Annotated in this window: 19 protein-coding genes; 13 read left to right on the forward strand and 6 right to left on the reverse strand. The window is 61.7% G+C overall.

Features of this window, described 5'->3' with window-relative positions; all coding sequences use genetic code 11:
* The first annotated feature begins 5 nt into the window (after positions 1 to 5).
* Genes FEZ60_RS05575 through FEZ60_RS05585 form a run of 3 tightly spaced genes read left to right on the forward strand, consistent with a single transcriptional unit; the run spans position 6 to position 1773 of the window.
* The gene (locus tag FEZ60_RS05575) at positions 6 to 377 is read left to right on the forward strand and encodes a DUF742 domain-containing protein (protein WP_033234143.1); all 372 of its coding nucleotides are present in this window, start codon (positions 6 to 8) and stop codon (positions 375 to 377) included.
* A complete protein-coding gene (locus tag FEZ60_RS05580) occupies positions 358 to 945 on the forward strand; it encodes an ATP/GTP-binding protein (protein ID WP_033234142.1) in 588 nt (195 codons plus the stop codon). The genes FEZ60_RS05575 and FEZ60_RS05580 overlap by 20 nt, the downstream gene beginning before the upstream one ends.
* Positions 946 to 978: 33 nt before the next feature.
* Complete coding sequence (locus FEZ60_RS05585) at positions 979 to 1773, forward strand: MHYT domain-containing protein (RefSeq protein WP_092806673.1); 795 nt, start codon at positions 979 to 981, stop codon at positions 1771 to 1773.
* A gap of 17 nt (positions 1774 to 1790) precedes the next feature.
* Here the strand turns inward: FEZ60_RS05585 and FEZ60_RS05590 are convergent, their stop codons facing one another.
* Positions 1791 to 2189 (reverse strand): DUF5313 family protein, encoded by a 399-nt coding sequence (locus FEZ60_RS05590; RefSeq protein WP_242484456.1) that lies wholly within the window; start codon positions 2187 to 2189, stop codon positions 1791 to 1793.
* A gap of 11 nt (positions 2190 to 2200) precedes the next feature.
* Entirely contained in the window at positions 2201 to 2665 is a 465-nt protein-coding gene (locus FEZ60_RS05595; RefSeq protein WP_033234140.1) for a MarR family transcriptional regulator, read from the reverse strand.
* 106 nt (positions 2666 to 2771) lie between these two features.
* On the opposite strand from FEZ60_RS05595, the gene FEZ60_RS05600 reads away from it, so the two are divergent.
* Entirely contained in the window at positions 2772 to 3923 is a 1152-nt protein-coding gene (locus FEZ60_RS05600) for an NADH:flavin oxidoreductase (protein WP_051730468.1), read from the forward strand.
* 69 nt (positions 3924 to 3992) lie between these two features.
* Here the strand turns inward: FEZ60_RS05600 and FEZ60_RS05605 are convergent, their stop codons facing one another.
* Positions 3993 to 4841: an aldo/keto reductase gene (locus FEZ60_RS05605; RefSeq protein WP_092806665.1), complete on the reverse strand. Its 849-nt coding sequence runs from the start codon at positions 4839 to 4841 to the stop codon at positions 3993 to 3995.
* Between the two features lie 118 nt (positions 4842 to 4959).
* Between FEZ60_RS05605 and FEZ60_RS05610 the strand changes: the two genes are divergently transcribed.
* The 3 genes from FEZ60_RS05610 (at position 4960) to FEZ60_RS05620 (ending at position 8191) form a co-directional block, all read left to right on the forward strand.
* The gene (locus tag FEZ60_RS05610; protein ID WP_033234138.1) at positions 4960 to 5556 is read left to right on the forward strand and encodes a class I SAM-dependent methyltransferase; all 597 of its coding nucleotides are present in this window, start codon (positions 4960 to 4962) and stop codon (positions 5554 to 5556) included.
* Positions 5557 to 5587: 31 nt separating this feature from the next.
* Positions 5588 to 7219 (forward strand): ABC-F family ATP-binding cassette domain-containing protein, encoded by a 1632-nt coding sequence (locus FEZ60_RS05615; protein ID WP_033234137.1) that lies wholly within the window; start codon positions 5588 to 5590, stop codon positions 7217 to 7219.
* A gap of 132 nt (positions 7220 to 7351) precedes the next feature.
* Positions 7352 to 8191, forward strand: a complete 840-nt coding sequence (locus FEZ60_RS05620; RefSeq protein WP_033234136.1) for an aldo/keto reductase — start codon at positions 7352 to 7354, stop codon at positions 8189 to 8191.
* Positions 8192 to 8204: 13 nt separating this feature from the next.
* Here the strand turns inward: FEZ60_RS05620 and FEZ60_RS05625 are convergent, their stop codons facing one another.
* From FEZ60_RS05625 to FEZ60_RS05635, 3 genes are read right to left on the reverse strand one after another with little or no spacing between them, the layout of a single operon-like run.
* The gene (locus FEZ60_RS05625; RefSeq protein WP_033234135.1) at positions 8205 to 8780 is read right to left on the reverse strand and encodes a TetR/AcrR family transcriptional regulator; all 576 of its coding nucleotides are present in this window, start codon (positions 8778 to 8780) and stop codon (positions 8205 to 8207) included.
* A complete protein-coding gene (locus tag FEZ60_RS05630) occupies positions 8781 to 9194 on the reverse strand; it encodes a VOC family protein (protein WP_033234134.1) in 414 nt (137 codons plus the stop codon).
* Positions 9195 to 9226: 32 nt separating this feature from the next.
* Positions 9227 to 9646 (reverse strand): hypothetical protein, encoded by a 420-nt coding sequence (locus FEZ60_RS05635; protein WP_033234133.1) that lies wholly within the window; start codon positions 9644 to 9646, stop codon positions 9227 to 9229.
* A gap of 92 nt (positions 9647 to 9738) precedes the next feature.
* Between FEZ60_RS05635 and FEZ60_RS05640 the strand changes: the two genes are divergently transcribed.
* The 6 genes from FEZ60_RS05640 (at position 9739) to FEZ60_RS05665 (ending at position 15325) form a co-directional block, all read left to right on the forward strand.
* A complete protein-coding gene (locus FEZ60_RS05640; RefSeq protein ID WP_033234132.1) occupies positions 9739 to 10050 on the forward strand; it encodes a helix-turn-helix transcriptional regulator in 312 nt (103 codons plus the stop codon).
* Complete coding sequence (locus FEZ60_RS05645) at positions 10043 to 10579, forward strand: hypothetical protein (RefSeq protein WP_033234373.1); 537 nt, start codon at positions 10043 to 10045, stop codon at positions 10577 to 10579. The genes FEZ60_RS05640 and FEZ60_RS05645 overlap by 8 nt, the downstream gene beginning before the upstream one ends.
* A 35-nt stretch (positions 10580 to 10614) precedes the next feature.
* The gene (locus tag FEZ60_RS05650; protein ID WP_033234131.1) at positions 10615 to 11511 is read left to right on the forward strand and encodes an ATP-binding cassette domain-containing protein; all 897 of its coding nucleotides are present in this window, start codon (positions 10615 to 10617) and stop codon (positions 11509 to 11511) included.
* A complete protein-coding gene (locus tag FEZ60_RS05655; RefSeq protein ID WP_092806647.1) occupies positions 11508 to 12701 on the forward strand; it encodes an ABC transporter permease in 1194 nt (397 codons plus the stop codon). Before FEZ60_RS05650 ends, FEZ60_RS05655 begins: the two co-directional genes overlap by 4 nt.
* A 75-nt stretch (positions 12702 to 12776) precedes the next feature.
* The gene (locus FEZ60_RS05660; protein ID WP_033234129.1) at positions 12777 to 14264 is read left to right on the forward strand and encodes a carboxyl transferase domain-containing protein; all 1488 of its coding nucleotides are present in this window, start codon (positions 12777 to 12779) and stop codon (positions 14262 to 14264) included.
* Entirely contained in the window at positions 14261 to 15325 is a 1065-nt protein-coding gene (locus FEZ60_RS05665) for a hypothetical protein (RefSeq protein ID WP_095888394.1), read from the forward strand. The genes FEZ60_RS05660 and FEZ60_RS05665 overlap by 4 nt, the downstream gene beginning before the upstream one ends.
* Positions 15326 to 15447: the final 122 nt, after the last annotated feature.

A 15447-nucleotide genomic window follows, 5' to 3' on the forward strand; every position in this document is an offset into this window, starting at 1 on the left:
TACTCATGTCCAATCACCCCGAACGCGTTGACCCCGAACCGAGTCTGGTTCGTCCATACGCGCTCACCGAAGGTCGGACTCAGCCGTCCATCGACCTCCCCATCGAAGCGATTGTCGCGACGATGGAGGATGCCGTCGCTGGGCGCCTTGCACCTGAAGACATTCGCACCTCGATCGTCTCCCTCTGCGAGCAGCGGATCTCCATCGCGGAAATCGGTGCACACCTTGGTGTTCCGATCGGGGTGGCCCGAGTCCTGGTGGCGGATCTGATCGTCGCCGGGGCATTGGAAGTACAAGCCACTCTGCGAAGCGATGCGACTGCGGTCGAGCGCCGCGAATTGATCGAAAGGACCCTCAGTGGACTTCGGGCACTCTGACGCATCATCTCGCGTCACCTCGACGAAAATCGTGATCGCCGGCGGCTTCGGTGTCGGAAAGACCACCCTTGTCGGGACGGTCTCCGAGATCGTGCCGCTGCGCACCGAAGCATTGGTGACAGACGCCAGTGACGGCATCGACCACCTCGGCGCGACACCGAACAAAGACACCACAACAGTTGCAATGGATTTCGGCCGCATTACGCTGGCCGACGATTTGGTCCTGTACCTGTTCGGCACACCGGGTCAACGACGGTTCTGGTTCATGTGGGACGACCTCATCACCGGCGCCATCGGAGCGGTCATCCTCGTCGACACACGTCGCCTCGAAGACAGCTTTGCTGCTGTCGACTTCTTCGAAGCACGCGGATTACCGTTCATCGTGGCAGTCAACCGTTTCGACGGAGCTCCGATCCACGCCGCGAGTGATCTTCGTCAGGCTCTCGCGCTGCCCAACCGCGTCCCGATGATCGAAATCGACGCGCGTAACCGGGAATCTGCGAAGCAGGCCTTGATCACGATCACCGAGTACGCGCTCGAACGTATCGCGGCCGCAGCACTGTACTGACACCTCTGACAACAACAAACCTAAGGAACTGGCATGTCGGATGAAATGCACCATTTCTCGATGGGAATCTGGCTGCTCGGACTGGCGTTCGCCGTTGCAGTCTCGGGATCGGTCATCGGATTGGCATGCACCCGACACGGCGCGGCGGCCACCCACCCGGCAGCTCGCTTGCGCTGGTTGTTCATGGGCGCACTGTCCATCGGCGGTGTCGGTATCTGGTTGATGCACTTCATCGCAATGCTCGGGTTTGCCGTGCCCGGCAGTCCCATTCGCTACAGTCTGACCTGGACGATCATTTCGGCGCTGATGTCCGTGACCGCAGTATTTGTCGGCTTGTTGATCGTCGGCACAGAATTCCGCTGGTCTCGGCTCCTGGCCGCCGGCTTCCTCGTCGGCATCGCGGTCAACATCATGCACTACACGGGTATGCGGGCCTTGCGATTTCAGGGTGAGATCAACTACAACATGTACTTCGTCGCACTGTCACTGGTGATCGCCGTTGTGGCCGGCACCGCCGCGTTGTGGTTCACGATGGTGATGGAATCCACCGTCATGCGATTGATCGCCGGTGTGATCATGGGTGTCGCCGTGGTCGGCATGCACTACACCGGTATGGCAGCGGTGGAGGTTGTCCACGACACGTCCGCCCCCGCACCCGTCGGGCTCGAGGTGTTCGCGTTCCTCTTCCCCGTCTTTGTCATCGGACTTCTTGCGATGGCAGTGCCGATCGTCGCCGTCCTGACGGTGCCTGATCGCGAGATCGCCCGCATGGATTCCGCTGCAGACGATCTGGCATTCGAGGCACGCGAATTCGCAACTAGGGACTGAAGTTCGTACGGCCCCGACTAACTGTGGCCGTACAGCTTGTCGTATGCGGCCTTCTCGGCGTCGTGACGAGTGACCTTTTTCGGGTTTTCCAGATCCGCGGGCAGGCCGTGGCGTTCGAGTCGACGAGACCTGTTCTGCGCCATGTAGGAAACGGAATAGAACAACGCCAGCAATACTCCGAGAAGCACCATGGACGCTCGCAGCGCCCACGGACCCGGGAACAGCATGAAAACCGCAAAAACCGGCAGGAACGGCACCATGCTGCGGACGAGGTGACGTGGCACCGCCCAATCGCCGATCAGATCGTTGCGCACCCATTCCTGCATGGAATCCGGCAACTTGCGACCGAACGAATAGCCAAGCCACTGAATAGGATTCGGTGACGTGCGCTGTTTTCCTGCGGGCACGGTAGACATATCCTTACCTTTCATTGGTCTAGTGCTCCAGCACGCAACGCGGCTTCATTGACACGCGTGAGCACCGTGTGAAGTTCTTCGAGTTCAGCTAGTCCCACACCAAGCTTCTCCACCACTGCCGGCGGAATCTTCTCCGCCTCGCTCCGCAAAGCTGCACCAGCTTCGGTGAGATCGACGTCGAGTTGGCGCTCGTCAGCCCGGCTCCGCGTTCGCGTGATCAGCCCGGACGCCTCGAGACGCTTGAGCAGCGGTGACAGCGTCGGCGAATCGAGTTGCAATGCTTGCCCGATTTCCTTGACCGCCATCGGGGCCTTCCCCCACAACGCCAGCATCACGAGATACTGGGGATGCGTGAGGCCCATCGGCTCGAGCAACGGACGGTACACGGACAGCACGGCCCGGTTCGCAACGGCGAGCGCAAAACACACCTGGCGGTCGAGTGCCAGCGGATCGGTGAGCGACTCCTGCGTGGTCATGAGTACACCGTAGCAGATTAGTTAGTGCGATAACTAATACTGCACTAACTAATATCGACTGCCATCACCCGGAATAGTCGTCGAGGCCGCCACGTTGAACAGACCTGTGACTCTTTCCCCCACTTCGAACGCCCCCGAGGCCTCCGCGTTGCGCGGCCTCTTCCAGCCCTTCGAGGTGAAATCACTCTCGTTGCGTAACCGCTTTGCCATGGCCCCGATGACCCGCGCGTTCTCGCCCGACGGAATTCCCGGAGCCGACGTAGCCGAGTATTACCGTCGTCGGGCAGCCGGTGGTGTCGGCCTGATCATCACCGAAGGCACGTACATCCCAGACCCCGCCGCCGGCCCGCATACCCGAGTTCCGCGCATCTACGGCGACTCGAGCCTGGACGGCTGGCGCTCGGTTGTCGACGCCGTCCACGCCGAGGGCGGATCCATCATTCCGCAACTCTGGCATCTGGGTGTCGAGCGCGGCGAGAACTCCCGCCTCAATCCCGAGGCCGAGACCGTCAGCCCGTCCGGTTTGGCGCTCGACGGCACGCGCTTGGGACGAGAATTCACCACGTCTGATCTCGAAACACTGAAGCAGGCCTGGGTAGATGCCGCCCTCAACGCACAGAGCACCGGATTCGACGGCCTGGAACTACACGGCGCGCACGGCTACCTACTGGACGAATTCCTTTGGGCTGGAACAAATGTCCGCACAGATACATATGGCGGATCGCTCGAAGCCAGAACTCGCTTCCCGGCTGAGGTTGTCGCTGCCATCCGAGAGGCTGTCGGAAACGAGTTCGCGATCGTCTACCGTTTCTCGCAGTGGAAGTCCGGTCAGTACGACGCTCGGATCGCCCAGAGTCCGGCGGAACTGGGGCGCATCCTCGCTCCGCTGGTCGATGCGGGAGTCGATGTGTTGCACCCGTCGACGAGGCGACACTGGGAGCCGGCGTTCGCCGAACTGGGCGGTGACGACAGCAAACTTGGACTCGCCGGCTGGACGAAGAAGCTGACCGGCCTGCCCACCATCACAGTCGGATCCATCGGGCTCGATTCTGTGTTCACCACGGCCTTCACCGCCGACGCGGCATCCGATGTCACCGGACTGGAGCGTCTCGAAGCTCAGTACGAGGACGGCGAATTCGACATGGTCGCCATCGGGCGCGCACTTCTCGCCGACCCCGAGTGGGTGGAGAAACTCCGCACCGGACGCACCGATGAACACATCGCTTTCACCGCAGAGCACCGCACACATCTGAACTGATCCGACACGGCAACGGCACTCCCACTCGATAGTGGGAGTGCCGTTGCCTTATTGCAGGTATTCGTTGATCTAGCTCCCGAACACCGCCGGGTTCGGACCGATTCGACCGGCCGGATCATCAAGTGATCCAATAGCATTGATCTCGTCCGGCGTCAATGCAAATCCGAAGACGTCGAAGTTCTCCTTGATACGCGACGGTGTCACCGACTTGGGGATCACGACGTTGCCGATCTGCAGATGCCAACGAATGACAACCTGAGCGGCGGTCACGCCATGGGCGTCGGCGATCGCGGTGATGACGGGATCCGTGAGCAGAGTGCCTTGGCCGAGCGGACTCCACGCCTCGGTGGCAATTCCCTTGCCGGTATGGAAGGCGCGAAGTTCGGACTGGTTGAACTTGGGGTGTAATTCGATCTGGTTGAGGACCGGCACCTCACCCGTCTCCCCGATCACCCGTTCGAGGTTGTCGACGGTGAAGTTCGAAACACCGATCGACCGCACCCGACCATCGGCCTTGAGCTTCTGGAATGCCTTGAACGTGTCGACGTAAAGGTCCTGCGACGGCACCGGCCAGTGGATCAGGTAGAGGTCGAGGTAATCGAGGCCGAGTCGCTCGAGGCTCGCGTCGAATGCCGCCAGCGTCGACTCGTATCCCTGATCGTCATTCCACAGTTTGGTGGTGATGTAGAGGTCTTCGCGGTTGATACCGGACTCGGCAATCGCCTGCCCGACACCGGCCTCGTTTCCGTAGATCTTGGCGGTGTCGATACTTCGATAACCAGCCTGCAAGGCGGTTGATACGGCGTCTCGAGTTTGGTCGTCCGGCACTTGGAAGACACCGAATCCCAAAGCGGGTATGGCCTTGCCGTCGGCCAACACAATGCTCGGAACAGTGGTCACGTCTTGTGGTTCGGTCATACCCAGTCAACGCGGCAAACCGGTGGAGTGTTCCCGCGCATGCCCCCTTGTCCTGCCCGAAAACCCCGTCTACCTTGGAAGACACGCCTTGAAATCTCCTCGAGGGAAAGGGACGGCGATGAATCTTCCCTACCATCTCGCCTACAAAGTGGGAGTGACTCCGTGGGAGCACACCCGGCGAGGTTTTGACACCCAACTGTCCGCTCTACTCGACTTTATCCCCGTCCCCGACAACGGGCGCGCCCTCGACATCGGATGCGGAACCGGAAAGCACTCCATCGACATGGCAAAGCGTGGCTGGCAGGTCACCGGAGTCGACAACGAGCAGGAAGCTCTGGACAAAGCACGGATCCGGGCCCGCGAGGCCCACTCGAACATTCGGTTCCTGCATGAGGACGCAACCGATCTGCACATCGCAGTCGACCCGGGTCACATGCTGGTCCTGGACATCGGATGCTTCCACGGGCTGAACGATCACGAGCGCGGTGAATACGCGGAGTCCGTCAATGCCGTCACGGCACCGGAAGCGTCGTTGATCATGTTCGCCTTCAGTCCAGGCCATCGATGGCCGATGCCGCATGGCGTGTCGAAGGACGACGTCGCCCGAGCTTTCGACGGCTGGACCATGGTGTCGAGTGATCCGGCCGATATGGCCGATGCGCCGTTGCCTGCCCGTGCGGCCCATCCGTGCTGGTATCACCTGGTGCGACGCTGACGCTGTGCGCAGCACAGGGGATACTTCACCTGTGACTGCAACACTGCGCATCAGCGGACTCTCAGCTTCCCGGGGAGAACGCACCCTGTTCTCCGATCTCGATCTCACCGTCGCCCCCGGCGACGTCATCGGCCTTGTCGGCGCCAACGGCGCGGGCAAGTCGACGCTCCTGACAGCGCTGGCCGGAACCGGAACCGCTGATGTGGAGGGGTCGATCACCCTCAGCCCACCCGACGCCGCTGTTGGCTACCTGGCGCAGGAACCCGACCGCATCGCAGGTGAGACCGTTCTCGAATTCTTGGGCCGACGCACCGGAGTCACGCACGCCGAAGACGTCATGAATGCCGCTGCGGAAACCCTCGCGGATTCCGCGGAAGACCTGTACTCGCCGGCGCTCGAGCGCTGGCTCACACTCGGCGGCGCAGACCTGGTGGAACGCGCGGAGAAAGTTGTCGACGAACTGGGCCTCGGAGTTCCCCTCGATGCACACATGACGGCACTGTCCGGTGGTCAGGCGGCTCGCGCCGGCCTCGCGTCGCTGCTGCTTTCTCGCTACGACATCCTGCTGCTCGACGAGCCCACCAACGATCTCGATCTGCGTGGCCTCGAGCAACTCGAACGCTTTGTCGCAGAAACGCGAGCGGCCCTGGTTGTGGTGAGCCACGACCGCGAGTTCCTTTCGCGCACCGTCACCGGAATCGTGGAACTTGATCTGGCACAACAGAATATCGCCGTCTACGACGGCGGGTACGAGTCGTACCTTGCTGAGCGTGAGATTGCTCGCCAGCACGCCCGCGAGGCGTTCGAAGAATATGCGGGCACCAGGTCCGAACTCGAAGATCGCGCCCAGATGCAGCGCAACTGGATGGAACACGGCGTACGCAATGCGCGCCGTAAGGCCAAGGACAACGACAAGATCGGCCGCGGATTGCGTACCGAGTCGACGGAAAAGCAAGCGGCCAAAGCCCGTCAGACTCAGCGCCGCATCGAGCGCCTCGACGTGGTGGAGGAGCCTCGCAAGGAATGGGAGTTGCGCATGGAAATCGCGGCCGCTCCCCGATCCGGATCTGTGGTCGCAACCACCAACGGCGCCAAGGTAACCCGCGGCCAGTTCACCTTCGGACCCGTCACGACGCAAATCGATTGGGGTGACCGCATTCTCATCACCGGCGCCAATGGCGCCGGTAAGACCACCCTATTGAATGTCCTGCTCGGCAAACTCACTCCGGACGAGGGAATCGCTTCCCTCGGATCCGGTGTCGCTATCGGCGAAATCGATCAGGCCAGAGGGCTGTTCGAGGGTGATCAGCCGGTGGTCGAGGCTTTCGGTGCCCAGGTTCCGGAGTGGCCCGACGCCGACGTCCGTACTCTCCTCGCCAAATTCGGTCTACGCGGGCATCACGTGCTGCGGTCGGCAGCGTCCCTCTCCCCCGGCGAAAGAACCAGGGCGGCACTGGCTTTGCTCCAGGCCCGCGGGGTCAACCTGCTCGTGCTCGACGAGCCCACCAACCACCTCGACCTGCCGGCGATCGAGCAGCTCGAGCAGGCAATGGAATCCTTCGAGGGCACGTTGCTTCTTGTCACTCACGATCGCCGGATGCTCAGTTCCACTCGCAGCACCCGGAAGTGGCGTATGGACGACGGGCAACTTTTCGAGGAGTAGCAGTCCCGCGCTTGCGCAGACAACACGCGTGTGCAACTATTTATCCGGCGCACGCAATAGTTGCATGCGCGGCATAGGTCGCTGCGGCCCAGAAGGCCGTCACTGCACCTCGAGTCTCGAAAGGCACCCACGATGTTGTCGATACCCGACCGCACACTGACCCACGGAACCACCGGCGAACCGATCACCATTCCGCAACTCGGATACGGCGTGTTCCAAGTTCCGGACGAGCAGACCGAGGATGTCACCGCTACCGCCCTCGACCTGGGATATCGCCACATCGACACCGCGTCGATCTACGGAAACGAAGCCGGCGTCGGCCGCGCAATTGCAGGCTCCGACATCCCCCGACAAGAACTGTTTGTCACCACCAAGTTGTGGAACGACGATCAGGGCCGCGACCGCACGCTGGCAGCGTTCGACACCAGTTTGAGCAAGCTCGGCCTGGACTACGTCGACCTGTACCTGATCCACTGGCCGGCGCCGGGCAAGGGCCTGATCGCGCAGACCTGGGCGGCGTTCGAGGAAATCCTCGCGTCCGGACGTACCCGAGCAATCGGCGTCTCCAACTTCCTCCCCGAGCACCTCGATCTACTGGCAGAGCGCAGTTCGATCACACCCGCCGTCAACCAGATCGAGCTGCACCCCAGGCTGGCACAGCACACATCGCGGAAAGATGCACAAGACCGCGGTATCGAGATCGAGGCGTGGAGCCCGCTCGGCCAGGGCACCATCCTCGATGATCCGACGATCGTCGACATCGCTGCGGCACTGGGCAAATCGCCGGCGCAGGTCATTTTGCGCTGGCACATCGAACAGGGCCACACCGTACTGTCGAAGACAGTGACACCGCAGCGCATGCGCGACAACGCCGATATCTTCGACTTTGCTCTGAGCGCCGATCAGTCGGCAGCAATCGACGCGCTGAACACGGACACTCGAGTCGGTCCAGATCCGCTCGAATTGAACTGAGCCGAAAAAGAAATCACGATTCTTCGCGCGGTGCCAATGTGAGCAGGACCGTATCGACCGCCTGCTCCGCAAGGTGCACGTCCAGGGGTAGATGCCGGAACAGCGCCCGGTAATAGACTGGTGCTGCGAGTGCGTCGAGCACAAAACCCAGGTCGAAGTCCTCACGAATCTCGCCCCGAGCGCGCGCCGATTCCAGCACTGCCGCAGTGGAATTGCGTCGCGGCTCGAAGAAGGACTCACGGAAAGTGCTGGCCAGTTCCGGGTCTGCCGCCAGGTCCGCAACCAGCGCTGGAAGCACGGAGCCGACAACGGTGTCCCGCAGTCCCACAACCACAGTCGTGATGCCGGCGATCAGATCGGCGCGAAGATCGCCGGTATCCGGCGTCGGATGGATACCGATCTGTCCGACAACAACATCGACAACCAGATGCCGCTTGGACGGCCATCGCCGGTAAATCGCGGGCCTGTGAATACCGGCTCTCGATGCGACGGATCCGATCGACAGCTCGGCATAACCCTTCTCTGCCAACAACTCCAAAGCTGCGGTAATGACGGCGTCGTCGATACGGTCGTCACGCGTGCGCACCATTTAGAGCACCGGCCGCGGCATGAGGACCAGGCGCCATCCGTCGGGATCCTCGAAGGTCATGCCGCCGTTCTCGATCCAGTACGGGTTCTCGGACTCGACCGGTTCATGCCCGGCCTCACCCAACCGCTGCACCACCTCGTACATCGCAGACTCTCCGGTGAAGTACAGAACCAGCAGATTGTCGCGGGTGGGCGCCGGACATGGACTGCCATCCTCGTGAGTAGTGAATTCGAGGTGATAACTCGCATCCGGCAGCCCGAGCATGATGCCGTCGTATCCCGCATGCCCGGCAAATCGATACAACTCGGCAAAGCCCACACAATCGCGATAGAAGGCAATTACCTCGGCAAGCCGATCGGTGGGGCGCGCAATGCGCAGTTGAACAACGGGAAGTTCTGCGGGCCAGGACGTCATATTCTAAACGGTACAGTACGTACCGTAACAATCTACAAGCGATCGTTCTCCGGGAACGGCGCGTTGGGCATGAACCGCGGACGAGCAAAGAGCACCGACAAGTTGGTCGGCTGAGACTCCACCGGACGATCCGATCGATAGAGCAACGCCCGCTGCGGCACACTCACCCATTCACAAACGAAGATGTCGCCGATACGCAGTACCGGAACGTGGGAACCGTCCTCGAGGCGAACCGTCACGTCGGCCTGCGGATCGGATTGCCCGTACACCACCCACCACGATTCACCCTCGACGTCGCCGGGCGTGTGCTGCCCGATGCCGACGACGGCACCTTTTTCCATCGGCGCGTGCCAGACCTCGTCCCGGCCTTGCGACCCCACGCTGTAGCTGCCGTCCTCGAGCACCTGAATCACAACGTGGGACTTCTCCAGCACCAATTCATCCGTAGCCATATCGCAAACCCTAATCCGATCGGCACATGCCGGCATGACTTCTGGATGCAGAATCCTTGACAAAACGTTGGGTTTTTACAACACTTTGATGCATGAGCCCAGTCCGGCGGGGAGCCTCGCTCCCCATCTTCAATCGCATCGGTGTACTTCGTGCCGAGCGAAAGATGACTCGGGCGCAGCTGGCACACCTTGTCGATGTAAATCCCCAGACCGTCGGCGCGCTCGAGCGCGGCGACCACTACCCCAGCCTGGATCTCGCGTTCCGCATCTGCGACGTGTTCGACCTCCCGGTGGAAGCGGTGTTCTCCCGCGCGGAGTTCGGCCCCCTGTCCACCGAGGTCTACCGACCGGGCCGGATCACCGAAGGGAGCGAAAAGACCAGTGTCCCAAACGAATCTGATTGAACTAAATCTGATCGACCGCTACCAGGCGCGCCGCACCAGACAGTTCCTGCAGCAAGAGGAAACTTTCCGGCATTGGTTGCCGAAGTGGCGAACCCGTCGGCGCCGACGGGTGCTCGTGACCGCGCTCGGCGTCGTATTCACCGCGATGATCGTCTTGGCAGTCGCTTTTCTTTTCAACACCACGGTGGCTCCCCTGCTCTGGGTGCCGCTTACATTCATATTTCTGCCCCTGTGGACATCTGTGCAAGTGGTCTCAGGGCGTCAGGGCGACGCGCCACGTGATGCGCTGGACGAATGGGAGATCCAGCAGCGCAACAGTGCCCGCTCGATCGCGCTGACCGTAACCCAAACGTTGGTCTTCATTGTCGCGATATTCCTGATTTTCACCTCGACAGTGGGGTGGAATGTAGAGAGACTGGCGTACTCGGGAGGTGGGATGGCAATCACCGCGATGCTGATCGGTGCATGTACACCGGCGATGATCATTGCCTGGACGCAACCCGATCCGGAACCTGGCGACACAGACTGACCGCAGTAGAACATTTCGACCGATGGGAAGGAACCATGCCAGCCACCCTCACGATCGACGGCATTTCGAAACGCTACGGCGACGTCGTTGCGCTCGACAACCTCAGCTTCGAGGTGCATCCAGGGGAGATCTTCGGGTTTGTCGGCAGTAACGGCGCCGGAAAGACGACGACCATGCGCATCGCCCTCGGTGTGCTTGCGGCCGACTCCGGGGAGGTCCGGCTCGGCGGCAAACCTGTCGACCTCGATGTGCGCCGCACCATCGGGTACATGCCGGAAGAACGTGGGCTGTATCCGAAAATGAAGGTGGGCACCCAATTGTCCTACCTCGCAGAATTACACGGCCTGTCCAAGGCTGACGCACGGGCGGCGACAGAGCGCTGGACGGAACGCTTGGACATCGCCGGTCGAGTCAAGGACACCGTCGACTCGTTGTCGCTGGGCAATCAGCAACGTGTGCAACTCGCCGCCGCACTGGTTCACGATCCCGCGGTACTGGTGCTGGACGAACCCTTTTCGGGTTTGGACCCGGTAGCTGTCGACGTCATGAGTGAAGTCCTGGTCGAAAAGGCGCGCACGGGCGTGCCCGTCATATTCTCCAGCCACCAACTCGAACTGGTGGAGCGCCTGTGTGATCGTGTGGGCATCATCAGCCGGGGCAGTATGCGCGAGATCGGAACAGTGAACGAGTTGCGCGGTAAGGGAAATGCCCAGCTCGAAGTGCATGCGCCCGACGCTCCCGCCGGCTGGGCCGATCACCTCATCGGCGTCTCGGCAATCAGCCACGGCGGTGGACGGACGCTCCTGAGCGTCGACGCCACCGCTGACGATCAGCAGATCCTGCACGCTGCTCTGAAAACGGGCCCGGTTCACGAATTCACCCGTCGACGCCCGTCGTTGACCGATCTGTTCCGCGAGGTGGTTGCAGCGTGAGTACACAGTTGAGTGGGGCCCGCGCTGTGGGGTTGGTCGCGCGGCGCGAATTCACCACGCAGATAGCCAAAAAGAGTTTTCTGATCAGCAACATCATCATTCTGATCGCGATTGTCGGTGGCATCATCGGCATCTCGCTGTTCTCCGGCGGTGACGACAGCAAGTCTACGATCGGCGTGGTGGGCGATCAGTCGCTCTCACAGACTCTTGTCACCACCGGCGACGCGATCGGAACTCCGGTCGAGGTGAAGGAATACAGCGACGAGCAAGCCGCCCGCACCGACGTGAAGGACGGAAACCTCGACCTCGCAGTCGTACCGGGCGACGGCGGTAGCGTCACCGTCGTCACGAACAAGGAAATCGACACCAACCTGCGAGTGGTTGTCGAGAGTTCCGTTGCCCAGCAAGCGCAATCGACCGCGCTGACCGAGGCGGGAGTCGATCCGGCGCAGCTTGCCAACGCCACGGCAGCCGCCACGGTCACCGTCGATACTCTCGATCCGCCAGACCCCGAGCAGGGTCAGCGCATCGCGCTGTCCGTTGCAGCGGTGGCGCTGCTGTACATGCAGATCATGTTGTTCGGCACCTACGTCGCAATGGGTGTCGTGGAGGAAAAGTCGAGTCGTGTTGTCGAACTGCTACTTTCGACGCTTCGGCCGTTGCAGTTGCTGTGGGGCAAGGTACTCGGAATCGGTGCGGTGGGACTACTCCAGCTGGCCGCGTACGCGATAGCCGGAGTTGGCACGGGCCTGGCAACCGGGCTTCTGACTGTGACCGGAACCGCGATCGGCGTGCTGATCGGCACCATCGGCTGGTTCATTCTCGGGTTCGCATTCTTTGCCGTTCTCTATGCCGCCGCGGGTTCCATGGTGTCGCGGCAGGAAGACGTCAATGCCACGGCCGCACCACTGGTGATACTCATCGTGGCGATGTTCGGTATCGCGTTCTCCACCGTCGGAAATCCGGACGGAACTCTGAGCAACGTTCTCAGTTGGATTCCGCCGTTCTCCGCCATCCTCATGCCGCTACGGATCGCTGCGGGTGTGGCAACGCCATTCCAGATCGTGGGCACCATCGTGCTGATGGTGACTGTGACCGTCATCTTCTCGATGATCGCGGCAAAGATCTACCAGCGCTCCATCCTTCGCATCGGCAAGGTCGTCTCGTGGAAGGAAGCCTTCGGCCGCTGATCCGGTTTCACACTCACGCACTTCGCCCCGTAGGTTCGTCCGCAGCGAAGGTGCTTACCTGATACGGAGGGTGTTGTGCGAATCTCGGCCGAGGAATTACTGGCGCAGGTACTCGATCCAGGGAGCTTCGCCTCCTGGGACGTGGCGCCGCTCGACGTCCATCCCGGCCCGGAGTACGCCGCAGACCTTGCCAAAGCTCGGGAAAAGAGCGGTGCCGACGAGTCGGTCACTACCGGCGTCGGCACCGTTCGTGGGCGTCGGGTCGCGGTAATCGCCTGCGATTTCAGCTTTCTCGCGGGCTCGATCGGTGTCGCCGCAGCGGAACGAATCACGGCGGCCGTCGAACGTGCCACGGCAGAACAACTTCCGCTCCTGGCCTCCCCCACGTCCGGCGGAACCAGGATGCAGGAGGGCACCGTTGCCTTCGTGCAGATGGTCAAGATCGCTGCGGCTGTTGCACTCCACAAGGGGGCACATCTGCCGTATCTGGTTTACCTGCGCAACCCCACCACCGGTGGCGTATTTGCCTCTTGGGGATCGCTTGGTCACATCACCATTGCCGAACCCGGCGCACTGGTGGGCTTTCTCGGACCACGTGTCTACGAGTCGCTGTACGGCGAAAAGTTCCCCGAGGGCATTCAAACGTCGGAAAACTTGTACCGCAACGGCGTCATCGACGGTGTGGTGCCCGTCGAACGTCTTCGCCTGCTGGTCAATCGAGCACTGTGTGTTCTCAGCGATCCCCCGGCGCCGTCAGCACCCGAATCCGCAGATGTTCCCGAGATCCCCGACGTTCCGGCCTGGCAGTCGGTGATGCTGTCCCGCCGCGCAGACCGTCCGGGTATCCGGCAACTACTGCGCCATGCTGCCACCGAACAGGTACCGCTCAGTGGCACGGGCCAAGGTGAGACCGACAAGACGATCCTGCTCTCGCTCGCCAGGTTCCGAGGTTACCCCTGCATCCTGCTCGGGCAGGATCGCAGTGGGCAGTCAACCCAGAACACCATGGGGCCTGCGGCCCTGCGTGAGGCGAGACGCGGCATGAAACTGGCGGAAGAACTACAACTTCCCTTGGTGCTCGTGATCGACACGCTCGGAGCATCGCTGTCCAAGGAGGCTGAAGAACGCGGACTGGCTCCCGAAATCGCCCGCTGCATAGCAGATCTCGTGATGCTGAAGACGCCCACGGTTTCGGTGCTTCTCGGTCAGGGCACTGGCGGCGGCGCATTGGCGCTTCTGCCGGCCGATCGGGTGTTGGCCGCACAGAACGGTTGGCTCGCCCCACTGCCACCCGAAGGCGCCAGTGCGATCGTGCATCGCGACATCACCCACGCTCCGCAGATGGCCGCGGCCCAGGGAATTCGATCGTCGGACCTTCTACGTGACGGCATCGTCGACGCCATCATCCCCGAACGGCCCGATGCGGCAGACGAACCCGTCGAGTTCTCCAAACGCGTCGGGGCGGCAATCTCGCACGAACTCGCCTTGCTGGCAACTGAATCCACCGTCGACAGAACTTCTGCGCGGATCTCTCGCTATCGTAATTTGGGGGTACCCCGGTGAATCCGAAGGCGACCGATCCGAGCGTACTGACGCACAGCTACGACCGCGCCGCGCTGGCGCGCTTCGAAGTGTTCCTCTTCGCCTCGATTGCCACGGTGCTCATCACCCGTGCCTACCTCGCTGCCATGGGATATCCCCAGATCGGCGGCGGTGCACTGCATATCGCGCATGTTCTGTGGGGCGGACTACTGATGGCGGTCGCGATCGTCATGACAGCCATCACGGAAGGCAGTCGAATCCGCGACCGCGCATCGCTGATCGGCGGCATCGGATTCGGGTTGTTCATCGACGAGATCGGCAAGTTCGTCACGTCCGACGTCAACTACTTCTACCAACCCGCCATTGCCATCATGTACGTCGTCTTTGTTCTGTTCTACCTGGTAGCGCGTGAAGTGGTGATCCGGCGCGGCATGAACGACCGCCATCGACTGTCCATCGGCGCCCGAGCACTGTCGGATCTTTCTCTCGGACAACTGGATACCGTTCATTACAACCATGCACTGCGCGTTCTCGACGGAGTCCGCGACCCCACGCTTGCCGACTTGGCCGGGTCGATCAGGGCTGGTCTGCACTCACACACCCCCACCGGCGACGGTATCGAATCGCGGATCACACAGTGGCGCAACTCGGTCTCGGCCCGCCTCGACGCCTTTGTCGGCCATCGAATAGTCCGTCGCGTCGTGCTGGCAATCTTTGTCCTGGACGCACTCAGCGCAGTGATCAGCGTCGTCGTCGCGTTTGTGACCGACGAGGAGATCATCGCGCAGGACATCTCCGATCTTGTGGTTCTGCTGTCGAGTATTACCGCCGGAATCCTGGTCATTCTCGGGGTGTGGTTCCTGTTCCGCGGACGCTACCTACGCGCGTTGCGACTGCTGCGGGCTTCCATCGTCGTCAACCTTCTCGTGACGCAGGTGTTCCTGTTTGCCCAAGATCAGTTCGGCGCCCTCACCGGATTTGTTCTCTCACTGTTCCTGCTCGCCGTACTCCGCGTCACGATTCGACGCGAGGAGGCAGAACTCGCGCCGGCTCCTGACCCCGCGCTCGAAACCCGCCACTGACCGACAAATCGAGCCCGTCCAGCGCAAAGGAACCTTCCCGGCCATCCTCAGCCCCAATCTGTCCCCTACCTGGCCTAAGGTGTTTCCCGTCACAGATGTTCCGAAGTTGAGGAAAGGACCCA

This window comes from Rhodococcus sp. MS16, assembly GCF_013277795.1.
In the GTDB taxonomy this organism is placed as follows: Bacteria; Actinomycetota; Actinomycetes; order Mycobacteriales; family Mycobacteriaceae; genus Rhodococcus_F; species Rhodococcus_F globerula.